The organism is Streptomyces sp. MGP-P1, assembly GCF_057766565.1.
In genome coordinates this window covers 1,305,273-1,329,094 of sequence record NZ_JBYMEM010000006.1, presented here as the reverse complement: position 1 = coordinate 1,329,094, position 23,822 = coordinate 1,305,273, and the positions used below count along the sequence as shown (strand labels likewise).

Sequence of the window (23,822 nt, the reverse complement as noted above, 5' to 3'; positions counted from 1 at the left end):
CGTCGTCAGGGTGCCGGGACCGGCTGCGGCGGGGGCGCGCCGACGTAGCGGGCCGCCGGGCGGATGATCTTCGAGTCCTCCGCCTGCTCCAGGATATTGGCGCTCCAGCCGATCACCCGTGCCGCGGAGAAGGTCGGGGTGAACATCGCGCGCGGCAGCCCGCACAGCTCCATGACCACTCCGGCGTAGAACTCCACGTTGGTGTGCAGTTCCCGGCCCGGCTTGAGCTCGGCGAGGATGGCCTCGACCTGGCGTTCCACCTCCACGGCGAAGTCCACGAGCGGTCCGCCGAAGCCCTGTGCGAGGGACTTGAGCATCCGGGAGCGCGGGTCCTCGGTGCGGTAGACGGGGTGGCCGAAGCCCATGATGCGGCGGCCCGAGAGGACCTGTTCGCGGATCCAGCCGTCGATGCGGTCCGGGGTGCCGATAGCGTCCAGGGTGTCCAGGGCCCGGCTGGGGGCTCCGCCGTGCAGCGGCCCGGAGAGCGCGCCGACCGCCGCGACCAGGCAGGCGGCCAGGTCGGCTCCGGTGGAGGCGACGACCCGGGCGGTGAAGGTGGAGGCGTTGAAGCCGTGATCGACGGTGGAGATGAGGTACTGCTCGACGGCCCTGGCGTGCCCGGGCTCCGGCTCCGACCCGGTCAGCATGTACAGGTAGTTCGAGGCGTGCGGCAGGTCCTCGCGGGGCTCGACCGGCTGGAGCCCCTGACCCAGGCGGTGGAGGGCGGTGAGGATCGTGGGGACGGCCGCGCAGACGGTGAGCGCGTCCTGGCGCCGCTGCTCGGTCCCGATGTCGTACACGGGGCGGAATCCGGCCGAGGAGCCGAGCAGGGACAGCGCGGTGCGCAGACCGGCGAGGGGGCCGGAGACGGCGCCGGCGCGGGCGATGGCGGGCAGCGCGTCGCGCACCTCGGCGGGCAGGGTGCGCAGCGCGGCCGTGCGGGCGGCGAAGTCGGCGGCGGCCGCTCGGTCGGGCAGTTCGCCGTGGACCATCAGGTACCAGACGTCCTCGAAGCCACGGGTCCGCGCGAGCTCGATCGCCGAGTACTGGCGGTAGTGGTAACAGCCCTCGCGGCCGCGCACGTCGCCGAGGGCGGTGTCGGTGACGACGACGCCGGCGAGACCGCGGGGGACGGCAGGGGTGGTGGTCATGGCTGTTCTCTTTTCGACGCACGGAACATTGATTCGACTGTCTATGCTTGACTTGAATTCTGTCAACGTTGATTCAATCAACTTATGAGGTGGATCTCTTGGGCTCCCCCGTGGATTCAGGATGGATACGGTGGTCGGCATGACGGATCAATCAGCGCCCGACGAGCAGGCGCCGCCGCACCGGCTCACCACCCGGGAGGCCGCCGAACTGCTGGGCGTGAAGCCGGAGACGGTGTACGCGTACGTCAGTCGGGGCCAGTTGAGCAGCGCGCGGGCCGCCGGGGGGCGTGGCAGCACGTTCGACGCCGACGAGGTCCGGGCGCTGGCCCGGCGCTCGGGGCGCAGGGAGGCCTCCCCGGCCGGGGGCGACCTGGCCTTCCGTACGGGCATCACGCTCATCGAGGGCGACCGCTGCTTCTTCCGCGGGGTCGACGCGACAGAGCTGGCCGGGCACTACAGCTACGAGGAGGTCGCCGAGTGGCTGTGGACGGGTGAGCCGAGCCCGGGCGCCCGGTTCACCGCGGCAGCCGGGACCCTCGCGGCGGCTCGCCGGACGGTCGGCGCGCTGCCCGCGCACAGCGGGTCGACGGACCGGCTGCGGGTGGCGGTGACCGCCGCGGCGGCCACGGATCCGCTGCGGTTCGACCTGTCGCCCGAGGCGGTGCTCAGCAGCGCCCGGAGTCTGATCCCGACGCTGGTGGGCGCCCTGCCGGAGCTCGGCGTCCCGGCCCAAGGAGAGGATTCCCTGGCGCGGGGGCTGTGGTCACGGCTCACCGCGGAGCCGGCCGACGCCCCGTCCCTCGCCGTGCTGGACGCGGCCCTGACCCTCCTGATCGACCACGATCTGGCCGCCTCCACCCTGGCGGCCCGGGTCGCCGCCTCCGCGCGGGCCCACCCGTACGCCGTGGTCTCGGCGGGCCTCGGTGTGCTGGAGGGGCCGCTGCACGGCGCGGCGAGCGGACTGGCGCACCGGATGCTCCGGGAGGCGGTGGACCGGGGCAGCGCGGTCCCCGTGGTCGCCGATCACCTGCGGACCGGGCGGCGGGTGCCGGGCCTGGGCCACCGGCTCTACCGGGGCGAGGACCCGCGGGCGACGGCCCTGTTCGCGCTGCTGGAGGACGTGCCGCAGGCAGCCGGGGCGCTGGCGGCGGCCCGCGAGGTGGTCGGCACGACGGCGCGGCACGCCCCGCTGCACGCCAACATCGACCTGGCCCTGGCCGTCCTGTCCGTCTCCCGGTCCATGCCGCCGGACGCGGGCGAGACGGTGTTCGCGGTGTCCCGCACCGCGGGCTGGATCGCGCACGCGCTGGAGGAGTACGGAGAGCGCCCGCTCCGCATCCGCCCCAGCGGGCACTACACGGGCCCCAGGCCGCCCCAGCCGCTCCCCGGACTCCGGACGGCCCCCTGAGCTCCGTAAGTGCACATCAGCCACGGATCACCGGGAATTCTCGCGCGGCGGCTGCGCGGTGGATCCGCGCACCACCAGCTCCGGCTCGAAGAGCAGCTCGTCCGAGGGGACGGTCCGCCCGCCGATCTGTACCGAGAGCAGCTCCACGGCCGCGCGACCCATGGCCTCGATGGGCTGGCGGACCGTGGTCAGGGGCGGCTCGGTGCAGTTCATGAAGGCCGAGTCGTCGTAGCCGACGACCGACACGTCACCGGGCACCGCGAGACCCCGGCGGCGGGCGGCGCGCACGGCGCCCAGTGCGAGCGGGTCGCTCGCGCAGATGATGCCGGTGACGCCCCGGTCCAGCAGCCGCGTCGCGGCGGCCTGCCCGCCCTCCAGCGAGAACATCGCGCGGGCCACCCATTCGTCGGGCACGCTTGTGCCCGCTTCCTCGGCCAGCAACCGGGCGGCGGCGAGCTTGCGCTGCGACGGCACGTGGTCGGACGGGCCGAGGACGAGTCCGATGCGCTCGTGACCGAGCGAGACGAGGTGCCGCCAGGCCTGCTCGACGGCGACGGAGTCGTCGCAGGAGACGCCCGGGAAGCCGAGGTGGGCGATGGCCGCGTTGATCAGCACGACGGGGATCTTGCGATCGGCGAGCACCTTGTAGTGGTCGTGCGGGGCGTCGGCCTGGTGGTAGAGGCCACCCGCGAAGACCACGCCGGAAACCTGCTGCTGGAGGAGCAGCTCGACGTAGTCGGCCTCGGAGACGCCGCCCTTGGTCTGGGTGCAGAGCACCGGGGTCAGCCCCTGCTGGGCGAGCGCGCCGCCGACCACCTCGGCGAACGCCGGGAAGATCGGGTTCTGCAGCTCGGGCAGGACAAGGCCCACAAGCCGGGCCCGTTCGCCGCGCAGCTGGGTCGGACGCTCGTACCCGAGAACGTCCAGCGCGGAGAGGACGGCCTGCCTGGTGGCGTCGGAAACGCCCGGCTTGCCGTTCAGCACCCGGCTGACCGTCGCCTCGCTGACTCCCACCTTCTGGGCCACTTGAGCAAGTCGTCGCGTCATGTGCGCAAGATTAACGCAAGAAACGCAAGAAGATTGCGTTGGTGGCGAACTCCTCGGAACCGCTCCAGGAACGCTCACAGAGACAGCGCCGCGAAGCAAGAGGCGCGTATACCGCAGGCCCGGACAGCCGGGCCGAAACGCGGCCGAATTTCCGCCCCGGCGTCGCGCCCCTTACCGTCTCTACGATGAACGCCCCACCGACCCCGGGCAGGGGACCGCGCCGGTTCGGCTGGCCCCAGCGGGTCTTCTCCCAGGTCCTGCTGATGCAGCTGGCCATCATCACCGGCGTGACCATCCTGGTCACCGGCCTGTTCCTGGCCCCCCTCAGCGACCAGCTGGACGACCAGGCGATGCGCCGCGCCCTCGCCATCGCCCAGAGCACCGCCGCCCAGCCGGGGATCGTGCAGGACCTGACCAGCACGGACCCCTCCGAGCGGGGTCCCGTCCAGTCGGCCGCCGAGCGGGTCAGGCGGGCGACCGGAGCGGAGTACGTCGTCGTCATGAACCAGCGCGGGGTGCGCTGGTCGCACCCCGACACCCACCGGATCGGCGCGATCGTCTCCACCGACCCCGGCGAGGCCCTGCGCGGTCGCGAGGTGATGGAGATCGACAGCGGCACCCTCGGCCGCTCCGCGCGGGGCAAGGTGCCGTTGTTCGGCCCGTCCGGCGACGTGGTCGGCGCGGTGTCGGTGGGCATCGCCTACGACAGCGTCCGGGCCCGGCTCCTCGGGGCGATCCCGGGGCTGCTCGCGTACGCGGGCGGAGCCCTGGCCGTCGGGGCACTCGCGGCGTACCTGATCTCCCGTCGGCTGCAACGGCAGACCCATGACCTGGCGTTCTCCGATATCTCCGCGCTGCTGACGGAGCGCGAGGCCATGCTGCACGGCATCCGCGAAGGGGTCGTCGCCCTGGACGGGGCCGGCCGCGTCCGGCTGCTGAACGACGAGGCGCAACGGCTGCTCGGCGTGGGCCCCGAGGCGGCGGGCCGGACGCTGGAGGAGGTGCTGGGCGACGGCAGGACCGCGGACGTCCTGGCCGGACGGGTGGTCGGCGACGACCTGCTGGCGGTACGGGGCAGCAGGGTGCTGCTGGCCAACCGGATGCCCACGGACGACGGCGGGGCCGTGGTGACCCTGCGCGACCGGACCGAGCTGGAGAACCTGGGCCGCGAGCTCGACTCCACCACGGGGCTGATCGACGCCCTGCGCGCCCAGGACCACGAGCACGCCAACCGGCTGCACACCCTGCTCGGACTGCTGGAGCTGGAGATGCACGAGGACGCGATGGAGTTCGTCACGGAGGTGGTGGGCGTACACCGGGCGACGGCGGAGCAGGTCACCGAGAAGGTCCAGGACCCGCTGCTGGCCGCCCTCCTGGTGGGCAAGGCGACGGTGGCCGCCGAGCGCGGCGTGGCGCTACGGCTGGCCCCCGGCACCTTGCTGCCGGACCGGGTGGTCGAGCCCCGGGGCCTGGTCACCGTCATGGGCAACCTGGTCGACAACGCCACGGACGCGGCGGCCGGATCGGAGGGGGCGCGGATCGAGGTCGGGCTGTGCACGGAGGGACGTACGGTGATCCTGGAGGTGCGCGACAGCGGCCCCGGCGTCCCCCCGGAGCAGCACGCGTCGATCTTCACGGAGGGCTGGTCCACCAAGGAGGTCCCGGCACACGGCAAGCGTGGTCTGGGGCTCGCCCTCGTCCGGAGGCTCGCGGAGCGTCAGGGAGGCAGTGTGACGGTGTCCGGGGCGGACGGAGGCGGTGCGGTGTTCACGGTGGTCCTGCCGGAGGCGCTGGCCGAGCCCGGGCCGGGGGCGTCGGCCGATCCCGGCGCTTCCCCCGACGGTCCGCCGTCCGCCACGTGGCCGGCCACAGCGGGAGGGCAGCCGTGATCCAGGTCCTGATCGTGGACGACGACGTCCGGGTGGCGCAGATCAACGCGGCGTACGTCGCCAAGGTCCCCGGCTTCCGGGTGGTCGCGCAGGCCCACTCGGCGGCCGCGGCGCTGGAGGCGGTCGAGGAGGTCCCGGTGGACCTGATCCTGCTGGACCACTATCTGCCGGACCGCAACGGCCTCGCCGTCGTACGGGAACTGCGCCGCCTGGGCCGTCAGGTCGACGTGATCATGGTGACGGCCGCCCGGGACGTCACGACCGTGCAGGACGCGATGCGGCACGGCGCGCTCCAGTACCTGGTGAAGCCGTTCACGTACGCGGGCCTGCGCCCGAAACTGGAGGCGTACGCGGCGCTGCGGCGGGCGCTCGACGGGGGCGGGGAGGCCGAGCAGGCACAGGTGGACCGGCTCTTCGGCGCGCTGTGGGCGGCGGACGAGCCGGCCCTCCCCAAGGGCCACTCCCCCACCACGGCCGAGCTCGTCCGAGGGGCCCTGCGCGGAGCCGACGGCCCGCTCTCCGCCCAGGAGATCGCGGACAGCGCGGGGATGAGCCGCCAGACGGCCCAGCGCTATCTGAAGCTGCTGGAACGCACCGGCAAGGTCCGGCTGACGCTGCGCTACGGGGAGACGGGCCGCCCGGAACATCGGTACGCCTGGTCCGCCGGCTGAGCTGCCCGGGGCGCCCTCGCACGCCCTACGCCGCCCCGGCCCCCGTCAGCGCCCTGACCTCGGTCTCGGCGTGCTTGGCCTCGTCGGGCGGCTCGGGCGAGGTGACCGTACCGTTCCAGCCGGCCAGGAAGCCGAGCGGGATGGAGACCAGGCCCGGGTTCTCCAGCGGGAAGAGCTGGAAGTCCACGCCGGGGAACAGGGACGCGGGGCTGCCCGAGACGACGGGTGAGACCAGCACCAGGACGACCGCCGGGACCAGGCCGCCGTACACCGCCCAGACGGCGCCCCTGGTCGTGAAGCCACGCCAGAAGAGGGAGTAGAGCAGGGCCGGGAGGTTCGCCGACGCGGCCACGGCGAAGGCCAGGCCCACCAGGAAGGCCACGTTGAGGTCCTGGGCGAGCAGCCCGAGGCCGATCGCGACCACGCCGATTCCCGCGGCGGCGACACGTGCCACGGCGACCTCGCCGTATCTCCCCCGCCCGGGGCGGCGGAGCGAGGCGTAGAGGTCGTGGGCGACGGACGCGGACGAGGCGAGCGTGATGCCCGCGACGACGGCCAGGATGGTGGCGAAGGCGATGGCGGCGACCACGGCGAAGAGAATCGTTCCGCCGGTGGACCCCTCACCGCCGCCGAGGTGGAGCGCCAGCAGCGGGACCGCGGTGTTGCCCGCCGCGTTCGAGGCGCGGACCTCGGCGGAGCCGACGAGGGCGGCGGCGCCGAACCCGAGCACGATCGTCATCAGGTAGAAGCTGCCGATCAGGCCGATGGACCAGACGACGGAGCGGCGCGCGGCGCGGGCGGTGGGCACGGTGTAGAAGCGCGACAGGATGTGCGGCAACCCCGCCGTGCCGAGAACGAGCGCGACGCCCAGGCTGATGAAGTCGAGGCGCGAGGCGAGGTCCCCGCCGTAGCGGAGGCCGGGCGCGAGGAAGTCCTTGCCGTGGCCGCTGCGTTCGGCCGCGGTGGTGAGCAGGTTGTCGACGTTCCCGTGGAAGCGGACCAGGACGAGCACCGTGAGCGCGACGGCACCGGCCATCAGCAGGACGGCCTTGACGATCTGGATCCAGGTGGTGGCGCGCATGCCGCCGAACGACACGTAGATCACCATGAGAGCGCCGACCCCGACCACCGTCCAGGACCGGGCCGCGTCGCTCGTCCCGCCGAGCAGGAGGGCCACCAGGCTGCCCGCGCCGACCATCTGGGCGACCAGATAGAGCACGGAGACCGTGACGGACGAGGTGCCGACGGCGGTACGCACCGGGCGCTCCGCCATCCGCGCCGCGACCACGTCGGCCAGGGTGAAGCGGCCGCAGTTGCGGACGAGTTCGGCGACGAACAGCAGGACGACCAGCCACGCGACGAGGAAGCCGACCGAGTAGAGCATGCCGTCGTAGCCGAAGAGGGCGATCAACCCGGAGATCCCGAGGAAGGAGGCCGCCGACATGTAGTCGCCGGCGAGGGCGAAACCGTTCTCCAGGGGCGAGAACAGACGCCCGCCGGCGTAGAACTCCTCGGCGGAGCCCTGCCGGTTGCGGCCGACCCAGGTGGTGATGAAGAGCGTCACCGCGATGAACGCGCTGAACAGCAGCAGGGCGAGAGTCTGGTGGTCGCCTCTCAACGTCCGAGCCCTCTCGTCGTTCCCCGGCCGAGGCCCCGGGTCATCTCCTGGGTGTCCCAGCGCAGGTCGAGCGCCGCCCGGTCCCTGCGCAGCCGCGCGTGCCGTGCGTACGCCCAGGTGAGCAGGAACGTCGTGAGGAACTGGCCGAGACCCGCCACCATCGCGACGTTGACCGCTCCGGCGACCGGGCGGGCCATCAGCTCGGGCGCGGTGGTCGCGGCGACGACGTAGGCGAGATACCAGAGCAGGAAGGCGAGGGCGGCGGGAGCCACGAAGCGGCGGTAGCGGCGGCGCACCTCGCGGAAGGCGGCGCTGCGGTGCACCTCCAGGTAGACGTCGGCCGCGCTGGGCCCGGTGTCCGGCTCCGCCGCGGCGGGCGCGTCGAACTCCGGGACCCCTGCCGTCCCGTCCCGGCCGCACCGGTCAAAGACCGGCGCGTCGTCCCACGGGTCGTCGAGCCGCACTCCCGCGGCCTCCGGCCCTTCGTCCTTCTCCACCGTACGACTCCCCTGATCCACGGACCTTTTCGGCCGCATGGCCAACCATGGGCGGTTCGAGAGGATCCCGGGCGCGCCCTTCGCCCGGCTTCACCCCTTCAGGTGACAGAAGTCCCGTACGGCTGCGCGAACGCGGGGACCTGGGTCCGGGACCTCGGAAACGCACGCGGCCCCCGCTCCGGGGATACGGGAGCGGGGGCCTGAGCGGGCGCCAGGGGCAGGGGATCAGGCGTCGATGCGCGAGCGGTCCAGAGTGGCCGCGGAGCTGGTGATGAACTCCTTGCGGGGCGCGACCTCGTTGCCCATCAGCAGGTCGAAGACCTGCTCGGAGGATTCCAGGTCGCCGATGTTGATGCGCCGCAGCGTGCGGTGGCGCGGGTCCATCGTCGTCTCCGCCAGCTGATCGGCGTCCATCTCGCCCAGGCCCTTGTAGCGCTGGATCGATTCCTTGATCCGGACGTTCTTTCGCTGGAACTCCAGGAGGGTCTGGCGCAGCTCGCTGTCGGAGTAGGTGTAGACGTACTTGTCCTGGCCCTTCTTGGGCTGGACCAGCTCGATCCGGTGCAGCGGCGGGACCGCGGCGAAGACCCGCCCCGCCTCGACCATCGGACGCATGTAGCGCTGGAAGAGGGTCAGCAGCAGGCAGCGGATGTGGGCGCCGTCGACGTCGGCGTCCACCAACAGGACGATCTTCCCGTACCGCGCGGCGTCGATGTCGAAGGTGCGCCCGGACCCGGCTCCTATGACCTGGATGATCGCCCCGCACTCGGCGTTCTTCAGCATGTCCGAGACGGACGACTTCTGTACGTTGAGGATCTTCCCGCGGATCGGCAGCAGCGCCTGGAACTCACTGTTCCGGGCCAGCTTGGCGGTGCCGAGCGCCGAGTCCCCCTCGACGATGAACAGCTCGCTGCGCTCGACGTCGTCGCTGCGGCAGTCGGCGAGCTTGGCGGGCAGCGAGGAGGACTCCAGGGCCGTCTTGCGGCGCTGGGCGTCCTTGTGCTGCCGGGCGGCGATCCGGGTGCGGGCGGCGGCGACGGCCTTCTCCAGCACCGCCCTGGCCTGGGCCTTGGCGTCCCGCTTCGTCGAGGTCAGGAAGGCCTTGAGCTCCTTGGCGACCACGCCTGCCACGATCCGGTTGGCGGCGGAGGTGCCGAGCACCTCCTTGGTCTGCCCCTCGAACTGCGGCTCGGCGAGCCGTACGGTGACGACGGCGGTGAGCCCTTCGAGGGCGTCGTCCTTGACGACGTCGTCCTCGGCGACCCGCAGCATCTTGGCGGAGCGCAGCGCCTCGTTCACGGTCTTGGTCAGGGAGCGCTCGAACCCGCTGACGTGGGTGCCGCCCTTGGGGGTGGCGATGATGTTCACGAACGACCGCAGGGTCGTGTCGTAGCCGGTGCCCCAACGCAGGGCGATGTCGACGGCCAGTTCGCGGGTGACCTCGGTGGCGGTCATGTGGCCGCGGTCGTCGAGGACGGGCACGGTCTCCTTGAAGGTGCCGGTGCCGCTGAGGCGCTGGACGTCGCAGACGGCCTTGTCCTGGGCCAGGTACTCGCAGAACTCGCTGATTCCGCCGTCGAAGCGGAACGTCTCCTCGGTCTTGCCCTCGCCGTCCAGCCCCCGCTCGTCACGGACGATGATCGTCAGGCCGGGGACGAGGAAGGCCGTCTGGCGGGCGCGCTGGTAGAGCGTGTCCAGGTTGAGCTTGGCGTCCTTGAGGAAGATCTGGCGGTCCGCCCAGTACCGCACCCGGGTACCGGTACGGGTCTTGGGGACGCGCTTGCCCTTGCGCAGGCCGTTGGCCGGGTCGAACGGGCTGTCCGGCCCCTGCTCGGTGAACATGCCGGGGACACCGCGCCGGAAGCTGATGGAGTGGGTCGCGCTGTTGCGGTCGACCTCGACGTCCAGGCGGGCGGAGAGCGCGTTGACCACGGAGGCGCCGACGCCGTGGAGGCCGCCCGAGGCGGCGTAGGAGCCGCCGCCGAACTTTCCGCCGGCGTGCAGCTTGGTCATGACGACCTCGATGCCGGAGAGCCCCGTCTTGGGCTCGACGTCGACCGGGATGCCACGGCCGTTGTCCCGGACCTCGACGGAGGCGTCGTCGTGGAGGATGACCTCGATATGGTCGCAGTGGCCGCCGAGGGCTTCGTCGACGGAGTTGTCGATGATCTCCCAGAGACAGTGCATCAGGCCACGGCTGTCGGTGGACCCGATGTACATGCCGGGCCGCTTGCGGACCGCCTCAAGACCTTCGAGGACGAGCAGGTGCCGCGCGGTGTAGTTGGAGCTGTCCCGGTCGCCGCCTGCTCCGGTCAGCATCGCGGTGGACGGCACGGACGTTTCGGCGGTCACGCGGTTCGCTCCTCGCTGAATTTCATCTGGGGCCCCCGTGGTTACGGGGCTGGTCTTCGGTTGCCGCTGAGAGCCTACAGAGGCCTGGTAGAGCGGTTGTAACGCCACCCTCGGGGAATCCTCATGCTAGTCGAGCTTCTTCTGGGCTCGCATGGGTGTTCGATCATTCGTTGGAGTGACGTGCACATCACGTTCCCTTCGACGCATGAACCATTTAGGCTCCGGGCACGTCCTCATGAACAAACCGGCAAGCCGGCCGGCGGGACCGACCCCCTAGACAAGCAATGCGAAACCGTAGCGCTCCGCATACGGCACATTCGCCGCCAACCGGCGACAGACAGCCACACCGAGAAGAAGTTTCGAAGAAAAGCCACGAGCGGGAACGTTTTCGGCCTGGTTGGATGTTGACCCTGGTACGACAGCTCGTCGAGCTAGAGAAGAGGCGACGTGACTACTGTTCTGACCCCCGCGAGCCCGCTGACCGCAGCAGACCGCTGTGACCGTTGCGGCGCCCAGGCATATCTGCGCGTCGTCCTGATCAGTGGCGGTGAACTGCTCTTCTGCGCCCACCACGGGCGCAAGTTCGAGCCGGAACTCAAGAAGATCGCCGCGGAAATACAGGATGAGACGGATCGGCTCACCGCCGTGCAGGCGGCTGCTGCCGACGAGGAACAACACTGATACCTCGCATCCACGACGAGCCAGGGGCCGGTCCAGGACCGGCCGACGGGCGGCTCCCCCACCGGGGGGAGCCGCCCGTTCTCGTCGGCGAGGCCCTGCGCGGACACGGTGCGGGGAGTCACCGCCCGCGCACGATCCTGCCGCGGGTCAGATGCGGCCCTCGGCCCAGCCCAGCGCGGCGGAGACCCGTGTGTACACCCCCGGGCTGCCCGCGCGCCCGCAGCCGCCGCCCCAGGACACCAGCCCGATGAGCCGCCCACGGGCCACCAGCGGCCCGCCGCTGTCGCCCTGGCACGCATCCCTGCCACCCGCCGGATCGCCCGCACAGAGCATCGCCGAGGCCGTGTACGTGCCCTCCGGGCCGCCCGGGTAGGCCCGCGCGCAGTCGCTGTCCGGCAGGACCTGGACCGGCGCGGAGCGCAGCACGGAGGCGTACGTGCCGCTCCCCGTCGTGTCGCCCCACCCGTAGACGTCCGCCGCCGTACCGGCCCGGTAGGCGGGGTCGCCGCCCTTGGCCGTCGGGATGACGCCGCCCTTCGGCATCGCGCGGGACAGGGTCAGCACCGCGAGGTCGCCGGCGTTGGAGGCGGGGTCGTACGCCGGGTTCACCCAGATGGACCGGACCGGGATCTCCTGGCCGCCGGAGTCACTCAGCCGCTCCCGGCCGGCGATGACCAGCAGATCCCTCACCCGCTCCGCCGGTCCGCCGAGCGCCTCGTCACTCAGACAGTGGGCGGCCGTCAGGATCTTCGTGGGCGCCACGGCGACGCCGCCACAGAACTGTCCCGAGCGCGCCCCTCCGAACCGGTCCCGGCTCGACAGCGCCACCGCCCAGGGGCTGTCCGCCACCGGAGCGGGCTGTCCGCCGACGATGATGCTGTCCGCGACCGCCGCGGAGGGCGAGGCGAGGGGCGCCACGGTCGCGGCGGCGGTCAGGGCGAGCGCCCCGGTCAGGGCACGGACGACGGAACGGGGCATGGAGGCTCCTGACGCTGAGGCGGTAACGGTCCACCCAGCGTGATGCAGCCGGTCACCGTCCGCACCCGAGGACACGCCGGAGGGCCCGGATCCCCTGGGGGGTTCCGGGCCCTCGGCCGGTGAATCTTCCGCGATCTAGTCGAGGTAGTCGCGCAGCACCTGCGACCGCGACGGGTGCCGAAGCTTCGACATCGTCTTCGACTCGATCTGGCGGATGCGCTCACGCGTCACGCCGTAGACCTTGCCGATCTCGTCGAGCGTCTTCGGCTGACCGTCGGTGAGACCGAAGCGCATCGAGACCACGCCGGCCTCACGCTCGGAGAGCGTGTCGAGCACGGAGTGGAGCTGCTCCTGGAGGAGCGTGAAGCTGACCGCGTCCGCCGGGACGACGGCCTCGGAGTCCTCGATCAGGTCACCGAACTCGCTGTCGCCGTCCTCGCCGAGCGGGGTGTGCAGCGAGATCGGCTCGCGACCGTACTTCTGGACCTCGATGACCTTCTCGGGGGTCATGTCGAGTTCCTTGGCCAGCTCCTCCGGGGTGGGCTCGCGGCCCAGGTCCTGGAGCATCTGGCGCTGCACGCGCGCGAGCTTGTTGATGACCTCGACCATGTGCACCGGGATACGGATGGTGCGGGCCTGGTCGGCCATCGCGCGGGTGATCGCCTGACGGATCCACCAGGTGGCATACGTGGAGAACTTGTAGCCCTTGGTGTAGTCGAACTTCTCGACCGCGCGGATCAGACCGAGGTTGCCCTCCTGGATCAGGTCCAGGAAGAGCATGCCGCGACCGGTGTAGCGCTTGGCCAGGGAGACCACCAGGCGGAGGTTGGCCTCCAGAAGGTGGTTCTTGGCCCGTCGGCCGTCCTCGGCGATGATCTCCAGCTCGCGCTTGAGCTTCGGCGCGAGCTTGTCGGCGTTCGCCAGCTTGTCCTCGGCGAAGAGGCCGGCCTCGATGCGCTTGGCGAGTTCGACCTCCTGCTCGGCGTTGAGGAGGGGAACCTTGCCGATCTGCTTCAGGTAGTCCTTGACCGGGTCGGCGGTGGCGCCGGCGACGGCGACCTGCTGCGCGGGTGCGTCGTCCTCGTCGTCGTCGGAGAGGACGAAGCCCTTGTTCTCGCCCTCGCCCTCCTCTTCCTCGCCCTTGCCGGCCTTGACTTCCTCGGCCGCCTCGTCGCCGTCGAGGATCTCGTCGTCCTGCTTGCCGGACTTCTTCGCCGCCGTCTTCTTGGCGGCCGTCTTCTTCGCGGCGGTCTTCTTGGCAGCCGTCTTCTTGGCAACCGTCTTCTTGGCGGGAGCGGCCGCGACGGCGTCGTCGGCCACCGCGTCCGCACTCTCGACCGCCGGGGCGGCGGTGGCCGCGACGGTCCTGGTCACGGTGGTCTTGGCCGCGACAGTCTTGGTGGCGGTGCGCTTGACCGGGCTCTTCGCTGCGACGCTCTTGCGGGCGCGCTTCGGCGACTCCGCGGCACTGACCATCAGCGTCACACCCTCTTCCTCGAGGATCTGGTTGAGGCTGCGCAGAACGTTCTTCCACTGGGTTGGCGGAATCTGGTCAGCCTCGAAGGCCCGACGCACGTCATCGCCGGCGATCTGCCCATCAGCCTTTCCCCGCTCGATGAGCGCCATCACAGACTCGGACTCGGCGATCTCCGGCGGGAGCGTACGGGATGTGCTGGCCGACACGAACAACCTCTCGGAACGATGGAAACGGCTTCCGGCCCGGCCCTGGAGAGGGCTGGAACCGACGACCGTCGGCTGGGGATGTCGCCGACGGCGCGGGTTTGGCCTCAGAACTGCACAGCGCACCCGAGGGTTGCTGTATTCCTTCCGCGACGCTCACCTCTTAAGTCATCGCGCTGCTTCGAGGAGTGTTACGGCCAATCCGCGTGGCCCGAGTCACACCTCATACGCGACGAAATGGGCCAAGGGTGCCATCCCCCCACAATTATGCCGCCGGACCCGTGAGGTCCGGCGGCACCGGGCCCACTCACCCCGGCCGCGCCCGGTCAGTGCTCGCGCGGCGCGGGAACCACACGCTCGACGTCGGGGTGGACGACGAGCAGTTGGCGCATGGCCGTCTCGGCTGCCCCGGAATCACCGGAGGCCAGGGCGTCGGCGATGCGCGCGTGGTGCCCGAGCGAGGTCTCGCCCGGACGGTCACAGCCGGTGACCGGACCACCGGAGACATGAAGGGCGGCCGAGACGATGCCGGAAAGGTGTTCGAGCATCCGATTGCCCGCCGCCTGGATGAGCAGCGCGTGGAACTCCGCGTCGGCACGGGAGAAGGTGATCGTGTCCCCCTGCCCCATCGCGTGCCCCATGATCTCCACCATGTCGCCGAGCCGCTGCTGAAGGTCGTCCCGGCCGTGCCCGGCCGCGAGTCGGGCCGCGAGCGGTTCGATGGTCCAGCGGAGCTCGGCCAGCTCACGGCGCTGGTCGTCGCGCTGCGGACCGAAGGCCCGCCATTCGATGATGTCGGGATCCAGCAGGTTCCAGTCGCTGACCGGGCGGACCCTCGTACCCACATTGGGGCGCGCGCTGACGAGCCCCTTGGCTTCGAGGACGCGCAGGGATTCGCGTACGACGGTGCGGGACACCTCGAACCGCTGGCCGATCTCCTCGGGAACGAGGGGGCGGTCCGCGCCGAGGTCACCGGAGACGATCATCTGGCCGAGCTGCTGGACGAGTTGGCCGTGGAGACCGCGCCCCCGGCTGGCAGACCCGCGTCGGCTCGCCCGCCCCAGCTCGGAATCGGAACCACCCCAGGCCCGGGAAGCGGCACGCTCGCCGGCCGGCGCCTCCGTATAGGGGTAGCGGTCGAGTTCGCCCGAGCCGGCCAGGCCGGAATCGGCGGTGCGGGCGGCGGTCATCATGGTGTGCGCAAGGGTACTCACGCATCCTTTGTCGGCGCGGCTCGCCCACCCCTTGAGGTCTTTGGTGAAAAGCACACGAAAGGGTGATCGGCGCTCGCTCCGCAATTGACGCCATATTCCCACAAATCAGTCATTTCTCAGGGAGTTGCGGGCCCCTGTCCTCGATGCGGGGCGACCGCGATCACCAACGCGCCCTTCCCCGAAGGCTGGTGAACAGATACGCGCAGATCAGGGCCGACAACGACAGGGCGAGCGCGGTGCCGACGGGCTGCGCCACCACGCGTGCGACGGCCAGGACCCAGTGGTCCGCCTGCTGCGGCAGTTGCCACCCGGCCAGCTCGCGCAGCCGCCCCGGGAGCCCGGCGACCGAACGCGCGGACGGCGCCGCGAAGAGCTTCTGCACCAGCGGAACGACGAGTACCGGAACGGCCAGCACCGCGGCGATCCCCGCCCCGGCCACCCGGAAGACACCGGCGGCCAACAGCCCGGCCCAGGCACAGCCGACCGTCAGACCCGCCCAACTCGCACCGAGCGCGACGGCGTTCGAGGGGATCTCGATCAAGTCCGGCCCGTACACGAGCCGGAGGCTCTGCGCTCCGCACACCACGGCGAGGCCCGCGAGCAGCAGCGCGAAGCTCGCGGTCACGGTGAGCTTGGCCAGCAGCAGACCGAGCCGCCGGGGCACGGTGCCGCGCGCGGCGGCGAGTGCCGGATATCGGAACTCGTCCCCGAAGGACAGCGCCCCGAGCAGACCCGCGCCGAGCGCGGCGGGAGGGAGCGGCAGGAGCGCGGGCCACGCGGCGAGCACACGGGGCAGCGCGGTGCCGTCCGTGCGGGCGAGCAGGACGGACACCGCGGCCGACACCACCAGAACGGCCGCCATGATCATGGTCGTTGTCCGGACGCCCAGGGAGCGTCGCAGTTCGTATCGGAGGGGGCGCAGGGGGCCGCGCGCGGGGCGTACCCGGATCGGGGGTGGCAGCTCGGACAGCGCGACGGCCGAGTCGCCCCGCTCCTCGCTCCCGGCTCCCGCCGGGGCGGCCGGGGCGGCCGGCCCGGTGTCGCCGATCTCGTCGGCGAGCCGGTGCACGGGGACGCCGTGCCGGTACGCGGTGTCGCCGATCTCCGCGCAGCTGCTGCCGTACACCGTCAGCCGGCCGCTCGCCTCCTCGACCACCTCGACGGAGCGCCGCGCGGCTCGGGCCTCCCGGCTGACCACGGCAGCCAGCCTGGCCGCGTGCGGGGTGCGGACGGCGACCCGGGCCCGGAGCCGGGTGCGGGCGAAGTCGGAGACGTCCTGGTCCGCGACGAGGCGCCCGCCGCCGATGGTGACGACGCGGTCGGCCGTGCGGGCCGCCTCCTTGGGGTCGCCGGTGGTGTAGAGGACCGTGCCGCCTTGGTCCGCGTGGGCGCGCAGCAGCCCGTACAGCCAACTGTTCTCCCGCGGGGACAGCCCCTCCGCCGGCTCGTCCAGGATCAGGGTGTGGGGGTCCCCGAGCAGCGCGGAGGCGAGGCCGAGCCGCCGGTCCATCCCCACCGAGAGGGCGCCCAGGCGCTGGTCCCCGAGCCCGGCGAGACCGACGACCTCGAGCACCTCGTCGGCCCTGGTCGCGGGCGCGCCCGCGGCCGCGCAGAGCATACGGAGCTGCCCCCGGGCGGTCCGGGCGGGATGACCCGGCACGTCGCCGAGCAGTACGCCCACCTCCCGTGCCGGGTGGGCGATGCGGTGCAGGGGCCGCCCCCGGAAGTAGGCGACGCCTCGCCCCGCGTCCAGTTCGAGCATGAGCCGCAGGGCCGTGGTCCTGCCCGAGCGGGGGGCGCCGAGCAGGGCCGTGACACGGCCGGCGGGAGCCTCGAAGGTCAGATCGTTCACGGCGGGCGGAGCGTCGCGACGGGGGGTGCTGGTGAGTCCGATGGCCTGGAGCATCGCTTCTCTCGCGTCTCTCGCGGAAGGTGAGACCGCTCGGCGGCAGGGGGTACCGCAGCAACATAACGCGACATTTCAGACTTTTGGCGCAGGGGTGGGTCGACAGGCGTTCCGCGGGGCCGTCGCAGCGGAACGCCCGGCGGCTCAGACCTCGGGTCGCAGCATCGGCGGATTGAGCACCGTGGCCGCCCCGGCCCGGAACAACTGCGCGGGCCGGCCTCCCTGACGCGTGGTCGTCCCACCGGAAGGCACCAGGAATCCGGGCGTTCCGGTGACCTTGCGGTGGAAGTTACGGGGGTCGAGAACCACACCCCAGACCGCTTCGTACACCCGGCGCAGCTCGCCGACCGTGAATTCCGGCGGACAGAACGCGGTGGCCAGCGAGGAGTACTCGATCTTGGAGCGGGCGCGCTCCACGCCGTCGGCCAGGATCCGCGCGTGGTCGAAGGCCAGCGGCGCCGCCTGCTCGCCCTCACGCCCGGCGCCGGGATGCAGCAGATCCTCGACCGGCGCCCAGCGCGCGCTGTTGGCATCGCCGCCCGCCCGGGGTGCGGGCAGGTCCGGCGCGAGGGCGAGGTGGGCGACGCTGACCACCCGCATCCGGGGGTCGCGCGCCGGATCTCCGTACGTGGCCAACTGCTCCAGATGGGCCCCGTTGCCCGCGGCCGGTCTCGCCGGGTCGTGCGCGCTGAGGCCGGTTTCCTCGACGAGTTCACGCGCCGCCGCGGACCCCAGGTCCTCGTCCATCCTGACGAAACCTCCGGGCAGCGCCCATCTGCCCTGGAACGGGGTCTCTCCGCGGCGGACGACCAACGCGCAGAGGGCGTGACGGCGCACCGTGAGCACGACCAGGTCGACGGTGACAGCGAAGGGCGGGAAGGTCGACGGGTCGTAGGGCGGCATGCCGCGATCATAGTCGTCTTCCTGACGATAAACACTCCCTTCGGCATGCTCGTGATCAGTCGGGGCTCCTTGATCTCGGATGCGTGGCGATCAGTGGGACGGTGGCCCGGATTCCGGCAGTCGGCGGGCCGGAGCAGACGGCCGGCCGGCAGCCCGGGGCGGACTCGCCCCGGCGGTTTCGCGGCTCGCACCCGGGTCACCTCCGCGCCCTGCTGCCGCGTCGCCCGTGCCGCCGGGCCTCGTGCGACCGCCGTCCGGCCACCGAGGTCCGGGGACGGGCCGAAGCGGGTGACGGCTTCACCCGCCCCGCACCCGGGCGCCGGTGAGCGCGCCCGCGCCGCCGGCCCCCGTCCGGCAGCGGGCGGACCTTGCGGACGCGCAGCGAGGTGGCGCCCCGGTCGGCGGCGGTGTCCGTCACCGCCCGCACGGCCCGGGCGTCGGGGCTCGCCTCCTCCGCGGCCTCGCGCAAGCAGCGGCGCAGAGCCTCCGGGTCGAGCCCTTCGTTGCAGGCCCGGTGCAGCAACTGCGCGAACGTGTAGCCGGGATCGGCGCGCAGCGCCAGCGTCAGGGCGACCCGCGCGCCCGGCTCGTCGCCCGTGGACCAGGAGACCCAGCCCGCCAGAGTGAGCGGGGCGGCGGCGTGCTCCCCGTAGGGTCCAACGCAACGCCGCGCCAGCGTCCGCCAGAGCCGCAGGGCCGCTTGCGCTTCCGCCCCCTCCATCCAGGAGGCGGCCCTGTCCCGGGTCTCCCGGTCCTGGAGCCCGAGGATGACGGCCGCGGCCTCGTCGGGGCCGATCAACTGGTCGTCCCCGGCGTCCGAGAGCGCGGGCGGTGCGGGCTGTGTCTCCTCGATGCGGCCCATGAGGGTGCGCGCCAGCCGGAGGGTGTCCGCCGCGACCTCCTCCCGGGCCCGCTCGTCGAGGAGCCGCGGGATCAGCGCGGGCCCTGCCCTGTCCAGGGCCTCCTCCTGCGCGGTCACCGCTGCCGGGGCCCGCCAGGGCCTCAGCCGCGCCTCCATGTCGCGCAGCGTGCCCCGCACATGGACGCCCGCGTAGGCGGCCGCCGCGGCCATCACCGTGGTGCCGGGCATGGCCAGGGGACTTCCCTGGTCGGGGCAGCACCGGGGGTCGGGGCAGCAGTAGGACCAGTAGCGGCCGTCGGAGATGCAGAGCGCTTCGAGGACGGGAACGTCGAGTGCTCCGCACGCCGTGCGCAGGCGCTGCGCGAATGGCCTGAGCCGCTCCATGGTGAGCCTGCCGCCCGCCCCGTCCGGAGAGTCCTGGCAGAGGAAGATCACGATCGCGTCGGGCCGTCCTTCGCGACGCTCGCTCCCCGATACCAGGCAGTCCGCCAACTGGTCGGCGACCGGCCCCCATTCGCCGGGCGCCTGCGGAATTCCGAGACGGAGCCGGCCGCCGAACCGGCCCCGGCCGCCGTGCAGGGCGACCATCACGACGCTGTCGTTGGGATAAAAGCCCATCAGATACGGGAGGGCGTCGGCGAGCTCGGCGGGGCCGCGCAGGGTGATCTGCTGCTCCGCGGCCGGGCCGGTGGATTCATGGTGCTTGTTCATGCCTTGACGGTCCCTCAGTCCGCCCCGCCCCGCGACCCCTGTGGATAACGTTATCCACAGGGGTCGCTCCCGTCGCTCGGGGCGCACTATCGTGCTGTGCTCGGTCCGGTGCGCGCCTCTGGCTCCTGGAGGCGAGCACACCCGGGCCGGATCAACCCGGTTTCGGCCCGCCGTAGTTCGCCACTGCCGTACCGCACCTTTGAAACGCCCCCGAGCGGCCCATGCCATCAGCGATTACCCGCGTGTATTCGTTGATCACATCGGAGCATTCATGGACATGCGCCGCGGACGGGAGGGCGCTCGGGGCTCGACCTAGCCCGCCACGGCCAGGACCAGCGGGAGCACCTGATCGGCGCCGGCCTGACGGAGCAGGCGCGCGCCCACGGCGAGGGTCCAGCCGGAGTCCGTGGAGTCGTCGACGAGCAGAACCGGTCCATGGGCTTCGGCCAGCGCGGCGGCGAGTTCGGCGGGCACCGTGAACGAGTCGGCCAGGGCGCGCAGCCGCTGGGCGGAGTTGCTGCGGTGCGCGGCGTGCTCGTCGGCATGCGGGGTGTAGGCCAGGCTGCCCAAAAGCGGGAGCCTCCCGACCCGGGCCACGCCCTCGCCCAGGGAGGTGACCAGTTGGGGGCGGGTGCGTGACGGCACGACGACCACCCCCACGGGGCGCGCCACCGCGTCGGGAGATCCGCCGGCCCAGCCGCCCGGCGAGCGGGCCCAGTCCGCCAGCACCGCCACCACGGCGTTCAGCACGTCGTCAGGGACCGGCCCGTCCGCCGCCTGCGCCGACAGGAGCGGGCGCAGCCGGTTGCCCCAACCGATGTCGGACAGCCTCCCCAGCGCACGTCCCGTCATCGCCTGCTGCCCCGCGGGGATTCGGCCCTTCAGGTCCATGCCTACCGAGGCAAGGCCCGTCGGCCACATCTTGCGGGGCTCGACCTCCACGCCCGGCCGGTCCAGCTCGCCTGTCGCCGCCGAGAGGGCCGAGGAGGAGACGGCCGGGTCCAGCCAGGGGCCGGCGCAGGTGTCGCAGCGGCCGCACGGCACCGCCTTCTCGTCGTCGAGCTGCCGCTGCAGGAACTCCATGCGGCACCCCGTGGTCGCCACGTAGTCCCGCATCGCCTGCTGCTCCGCCGCCCGCTGCTTCGCGACCCACGCGTACCGCTCCGCGTCATACGCCCACGGCTGTCCCGTCGCGGTCCAGCCACCCTTCACGCGCTTGACCGCACCGTCCACGTCCAGGACCTTCAGCATCGTCTCCAGACGCGAGCGCCGAAGATCCACCAACGGCTCCAGCGCCGGCAGCGACAACGGACGGCCCGCCTGCCCCAGCACGTCCAGGGTGCGCCGCACCTGCTCCTCGGGCGGGAAGCCCACCGAAGCGAAATACGCCCAGATCGCCTCGTCCTCCCTGCCCGGAAGCAGCAGGACATCGGCATGGTCCACGCCGCGCCCGGCACGCCCCACCTGCTGGTAATAGGCGATCGGCGACGAGGGTGATCCGAGGTGCACCACGAAGCCGAGGTCCGGCTTGTCGAAACCCATCCCCAGCGCTGAGGTCGCCACCAGGGCCTTCACCCGATTCGCCAGCAGATCCTCCTCCGCCCGCAACCGGTCGGCGTTCTCCGTCTTCCCCGTGTACGAGGCCACGGGGTATCCGCGCTGCCGCAGGAACGCGGCGACCTCCTCCGCCGCCGCCACCGTCAGCGTGTAGATGATCCCCGAACCCTGCAGATCCCCCAGCCGCTGCCCCAGCCACGCGAGCCGGTGCGCCGCGTTCGGCAGCTCCAGCACGCCCAGCCGCAGGCTCTCGCGGTCCAGCGGTCCCCGCAGCACCAACGCGTCCCCGCCCCCGGTGCCCAGTTGCTCCGCCACGTCCGCGGTCACCCGCGCGTTCGCCGTGGCGGTGGTGGCGAGCACGGGTACTCCCGCCGGCAGCTCCGCGAGCATCGTGCGCAGGCGACGGTAGTCGGGCCGGAAATCATGGCCCCAGTCGGAAATGCAGTGTGCCTCGTCGACCACCAGCAGGCCGGTCGTCGCCGCGAGCTTGGGCAGCACCTGATCACGGAAGTCCACGGAATTGAGGCGCTCCGGGCTCACCAGGAGAACGTCGGTCTCGCCGCGCTCCACCTCCCCGTAGATCGTTTCCCACTCCTCGGGGTTGGCCGAGTTGATGGTGCGTGCCTGGATGCCTGCCCGCGCCGCCGACTCGACCTGGTTGCGCATCAACGCCAAGAGCGGCGAGATGATCACCGTCGGGCCGGCTCCGCGCCGCCGCAGCAGCGCGGTGGCCACGAAATACACCGCGGACTTCCCCCACCCCGTGCGCTGGACCACCAGCGCGCGACGGCGCTCCTCCACCAGGGCCGCCACCGCCTGCCACTGGTCCTCCCGCAGCCGCGCCGACCCTCCGGGCGCACCGACCAGCTCAGCGAGGATGGCGTCGGCTTCGGTGCGGAGCTCCAGGGTGTCCATGCCTCCATGCAACCCGATGGGACTGACAATCAGCGAATCCACCCACCGCGACGACGGTGTTTCTGCTGGTCCTCGCGATTCAGGGGTGGCGGAAGGAGTCATCCCGGGCGGGCATGGGCAGGGATATCAGTGTCATTCCGGCTGATTCCCGTCAGCCACAGCAATTGCTCGTTGCCGCCTGCCGGTAGGCCAGGGAGAATTGGAGCTGCCCCCGCACAGTTCCTCATCGGGCCCGGAAGGGCTGTGCCGCGGCGCGCCCTCATTCGACCCTGCCCGCACCGTGGGCGCGTAGCGAAGGGAGGACCGTGACCTTCGGATTCGCCCCGTCCACAGCCACTTCGACAGCGGCGTCCTCGGTTTCCGCAGACTCCGACAACCGCCTTGCCCGGATGCTCGAACCAGCGGAGTGGGCCTCGGCGGGCATACCCCTGCTCCGGAGTCCCCGGGAGGTCGTCAGCGGACTGCACTCCCGGCACCGACCGACCCCGGCCACCGCCGTGGTCGCGGTCCTCGATCATGAGGAACGGCTCACGGCGAGCGCCTCGTTCGCCCGCCGGTCGACGGTGGCCGCGGACGGCTGGGAGTTCCGCAACGCCCTGCTGGCTCAGCTGCGGCGCGTCCTCCCGCACGATCTGCGACGCCGCACACCGGTCCGTACGGCCGTGCTTCTGTACTGCCGCGACGGCGACGAACGCTGGACCGAGGAGGACGGTGCGTGGATGTGGGGTCTGCGGGACGCCTGCACCCTGCACGGCCTCCGCTGCGGCGCCTACATCACGCTCACCCGTGGGGGCTGGCAGGTGCTCGGCGAGGGAAGGGGCGGGCGGCGGCCCAGTTCGCTGTCGGAGCCGGAGCTCCTGGCCGACGCCGTCGTCGAGCACCGGACCACGCCGACGCGGTCGGGCGGCGGAGCGGCGGAGGCGCTGCGGCGCACCGCGGCCCGCTGAGCGGGCACGGCGCACCTGCCGGACAGCACCGGTCGACCACCGGTCGGTCCCCGTCGTGGCCGGGCGACCGGCGGTGGTGCCCCCGCCCGCCCGTGGGGCGGCCGGGAGCACCGGTGGGTGTGCTCAGACCCCGGCGCCGAGTGCGGAGTCGACCGTCTGCGGTTCTCCGCAGACGATCAGCAGCGCGGCCGCGCGGTCACGCGCGACGGGCAGGGTACGGGCCACGGCCGGGTCCGCGTCGTCGTTGACGGCGACGACGACCACGGGCCGGGATGTGGCCCGGTCAGCCGCGGAGATGTCGGCGAAGAAGACGTCGTCGCCCGCGTCGTGCTGGGCCCAGTACGCGGCTTCGCCGAAGGACAGCTCGTGGGCGGCCCACGGGTGCTGCTCGCCGGTGGTGAGCACCAGGATGTCGCCCGGTGCGCGACCGGACTCCAGCAGCAGGTCGACCGCTTCCTCGGCCGCGTCGAGTGCTCCGGCCGCCGGGGCCGGGATCAGCTGGACCTGCGGCGCGGAACGATTCTCCGTCGGCTCGGGACGGGCGGGGGCCGGCGCCGGAGCGGCGGGTGCCGCGGGGGCGGGTGCCGCGGGGGCGGGCTGGGCGCGCTGCGCCGGGGGCGCGGGGCGCGCGGGGCCGGGACCCGGACGACCGGGTCGCGGGGTGGCCGCGGAACGCGGACCGGGTACGGGACGGGGGGTCGGCGCGGTGCGGCCGGCGGCCGGAGTGACGCGGGGACCCTGGGCGCTCTCGGGAATCTGAGGCTCCTCGGAGATCAGAGGCATGAAGGTGGTCTGGGGCGAACGCCGATGTCGTCGGCGTCGGTGAGAGGGGCGC

18 protein-coding genes are annotated in these 23,822 nt (G+C 72.2%); 5 read left to right on the top strand and 13 right to left on the bottom strand.

Going from position 1 to position 23,822, the window contains the following annotated elements; all coding sequences use genetic code 11:
• Positions 1–5: 5 nt before the first annotated feature.
• The gene (locus AC3CH1_RS21620) at positions 6–1,151 is read right to left on the bottom strand and encodes a citrate synthase/methylcitrate synthase (protein ID WP_488464393.1); all 1,146 of its coding nucleotides are present in this window, start codon (positions 1,149–1,151) and stop codon (positions 6–8) included.
• Positions 1,152–1,290: 139 nt separating this feature from the next.
• Here AC3CH1_RS21620 and AC3CH1_RS21615 point away from each other — a divergent pair, with 139 nt between their 5' ends.
• Entirely contained in the window at positions 1,291–2,559 is a 1,269-nt protein-coding gene (locus tag AC3CH1_RS21615; protein WP_488464392.1) for a citrate synthase, read from the top strand.
• 27 nt (positions 2,560–2,586) lie between these two features.
• Here the strand turns inward: AC3CH1_RS21615 and AC3CH1_RS21610 are convergent, their stop codons facing one another.
• The gene (locus tag AC3CH1_RS21610; protein ID WP_488464391.1) at positions 2,587–3,606 is read right to left on the bottom strand and encodes a LacI family DNA-binding transcriptional regulator; all 1,020 of its coding nucleotides are present in this window, start codon (positions 3,604–3,606) and stop codon (positions 2,587–2,589) included.
• Between the two features lie 185 nt (positions 3,607–3,791).
• Here AC3CH1_RS21610 and AC3CH1_RS21605 point away from each other — a divergent pair, with 185 nt between their 5' ends.
• Positions 3,792–5,495, top strand: coding sequence for an ATP-binding protein (locus AC3CH1_RS21605; protein WP_488464390.1), 1,704 nt, complete (start codon positions 3,792–3,794; stop codon positions 5,493–5,495).
• Positions 5,492–6,166 carry a response regulator gene (locus tag AC3CH1_RS21600; protein ID WP_488464389.1) on the top strand — a complete coding sequence of 225 codons (675 nt, stop codon included), beginning with the start codon at positions 5,492–5,494 and terminating at the stop codon, positions 6,164–6,166. Before AC3CH1_RS21605 ends, AC3CH1_RS21600 begins: the two co-directional genes overlap by 4 nt.
• A gap of 25 nt (positions 6,167–6,191) precedes the next feature.
• On the opposite strand, the gene AC3CH1_RS21595 is transcribed toward AC3CH1_RS21600, so the two are convergent.
• The 3 genes from AC3CH1_RS21595 to AC3CH1_RS21585 all read right to left on the bottom strand — a co-directional run bounded on the left by AC3CH1_RS21595 (position 6,192) and on the right by AC3CH1_RS21585 (position 10,633).
• The gene (locus AC3CH1_RS21595; RefSeq protein ID WP_488464388.1) at positions 6,192–7,784 is read right to left on the bottom strand and encodes a solute symporter family protein; all 1,593 of its coding nucleotides are present in this window, start codon (positions 7,782–7,784) and stop codon (positions 6,192–6,194) included.
• The gene (locus AC3CH1_RS21590) at positions 7,781–8,248 is read right to left on the bottom strand and encodes a DUF485 domain-containing protein (RefSeq protein WP_488464462.1); all 468 of its coding nucleotides are present in this window, start codon (positions 8,246–8,248) and stop codon (positions 7,781–7,783) included. Before AC3CH1_RS21590 ends, AC3CH1_RS21595 begins: the two co-directional genes overlap by 4 nt.
• A 258-nt stretch (positions 8,249–8,506) precedes the next feature.
• On the bottom strand, positions 8,507–10,633 hold the full coding sequence (locus AC3CH1_RS21585) for a DNA gyrase/topoisomerase IV subunit B (RefSeq protein WP_488464387.1): 2,127 nt from the start codon (positions 10,631–10,633) through the stop codon (positions 8,507–8,509).
• A 447-nt stretch (positions 10,634–11,080) separates the two neighbouring features.
• Here AC3CH1_RS21585 and AC3CH1_RS21580 point away from each other — a divergent pair, with 447 nt between their 5' ends.
• Complete coding sequence (locus tag AC3CH1_RS21580; RefSeq protein ID WP_007449803.1) at positions 11,081–11,314, top strand: DUF7455 domain-containing protein; 234 nt, start codon at positions 11,081–11,083, stop codon at positions 11,312–11,314.
• A 147-nt stretch (positions 11,315–11,461) separates the two neighbouring features.
• Here the strand turns inward: AC3CH1_RS21580 and AC3CH1_RS21575 are convergent, their stop codons facing one another.
• The 7 genes from AC3CH1_RS21575 to AC3CH1_RS21545 form a co-directional block, all read right to left on the bottom strand.
• Positions 11,462–12,292 carry a S1 family peptidase gene (locus AC3CH1_RS21575; protein ID WP_488464386.1) on the bottom strand — a complete coding sequence of 277 codons (831 nt, stop codon included), beginning with the start codon at positions 12,290–12,292 and terminating at the stop codon, positions 11,462–11,464.
• 135 nt (positions 12,293–12,427) lie between these two features.
• Positions 12,428–13,975: an RNA polymerase sigma factor gene (locus AC3CH1_RS21570; RefSeq protein WP_488464385.1), complete on the bottom strand. Its 1,548-nt coding sequence runs from the start codon at positions 13,973–13,975 to the stop codon at positions 12,428–12,430.
• Positions 13,976–14,298: 323 nt separating this feature from the next.
• On the bottom strand, positions 14,299–15,165 hold the full coding sequence (locus AC3CH1_RS21565; RefSeq protein ID WP_488464461.1) for a FadR/GntR family transcriptional regulator: 867 nt from the start codon (positions 15,163–15,165) through the stop codon (positions 14,299–14,301).
• Between the two features lie 181 nt (positions 15,166–15,346).
• Positions 15,347–17,092: an ATP-binding cassette domain-containing protein gene (locus tag AC3CH1_RS21560; RefSeq protein WP_488464384.1), complete on the bottom strand. Its 1,746-nt coding sequence runs from the start codon at positions 17,090–17,092 to the stop codon at positions 15,347–15,349.
• 144 nt (positions 17,093–17,236) lie between these two features.
• On the bottom strand, positions 17,237–17,995 hold the full coding sequence (locus AC3CH1_RS21555; RefSeq protein WP_488464383.1) for an NUDIX hydrolase: 759 nt from the start codon (positions 17,993–17,995) through the stop codon (positions 17,237–17,239).
• 196 nt (positions 17,996–18,191) lie between these two features.
• Positions 18,192–19,568, bottom strand: coding sequence for a DUF4192 domain-containing protein (locus AC3CH1_RS21550; protein ID WP_488464382.1), 1,377 nt, complete (start codon positions 19,566–19,568; stop codon positions 18,192–18,194).
• Between the two features lie 312 nt (positions 19,569–19,880).
• Positions 19,881–22,040 (bottom strand): RecQ family ATP-dependent DNA helicase, encoded by a 2,160-nt coding sequence (locus AC3CH1_RS21545; RefSeq protein ID WP_488464381.1) that lies wholly within the window; start codon positions 22,038–22,040, stop codon positions 19,881–19,883.
• A 305-nt stretch (positions 22,041–22,345) separates the two neighbouring features.
• On the opposite strand from AC3CH1_RS21545, the gene AC3CH1_RS21540 reads away from it, so the two are divergent.
• Positions 22,346–22,987, top strand: coding sequence for a hypothetical protein (locus AC3CH1_RS21540; RefSeq protein ID WP_488464380.1), 642 nt, complete (start codon positions 22,346–22,348; stop codon positions 22,985–22,987).
• Between the two features lie 123 nt (positions 22,988–23,110).
• Here the strand turns inward: AC3CH1_RS21540 and AC3CH1_RS21535 are convergent, their stop codons facing one another.
• Positions 23,111–23,770, bottom strand: coding sequence for a hypothetical protein (locus tag AC3CH1_RS21535; RefSeq protein WP_488464379.1), 660 nt, complete (start codon positions 23,768–23,770; stop codon positions 23,111–23,113).
• Positions 23,771–23,822: the final 52 nt, after the last annotated feature.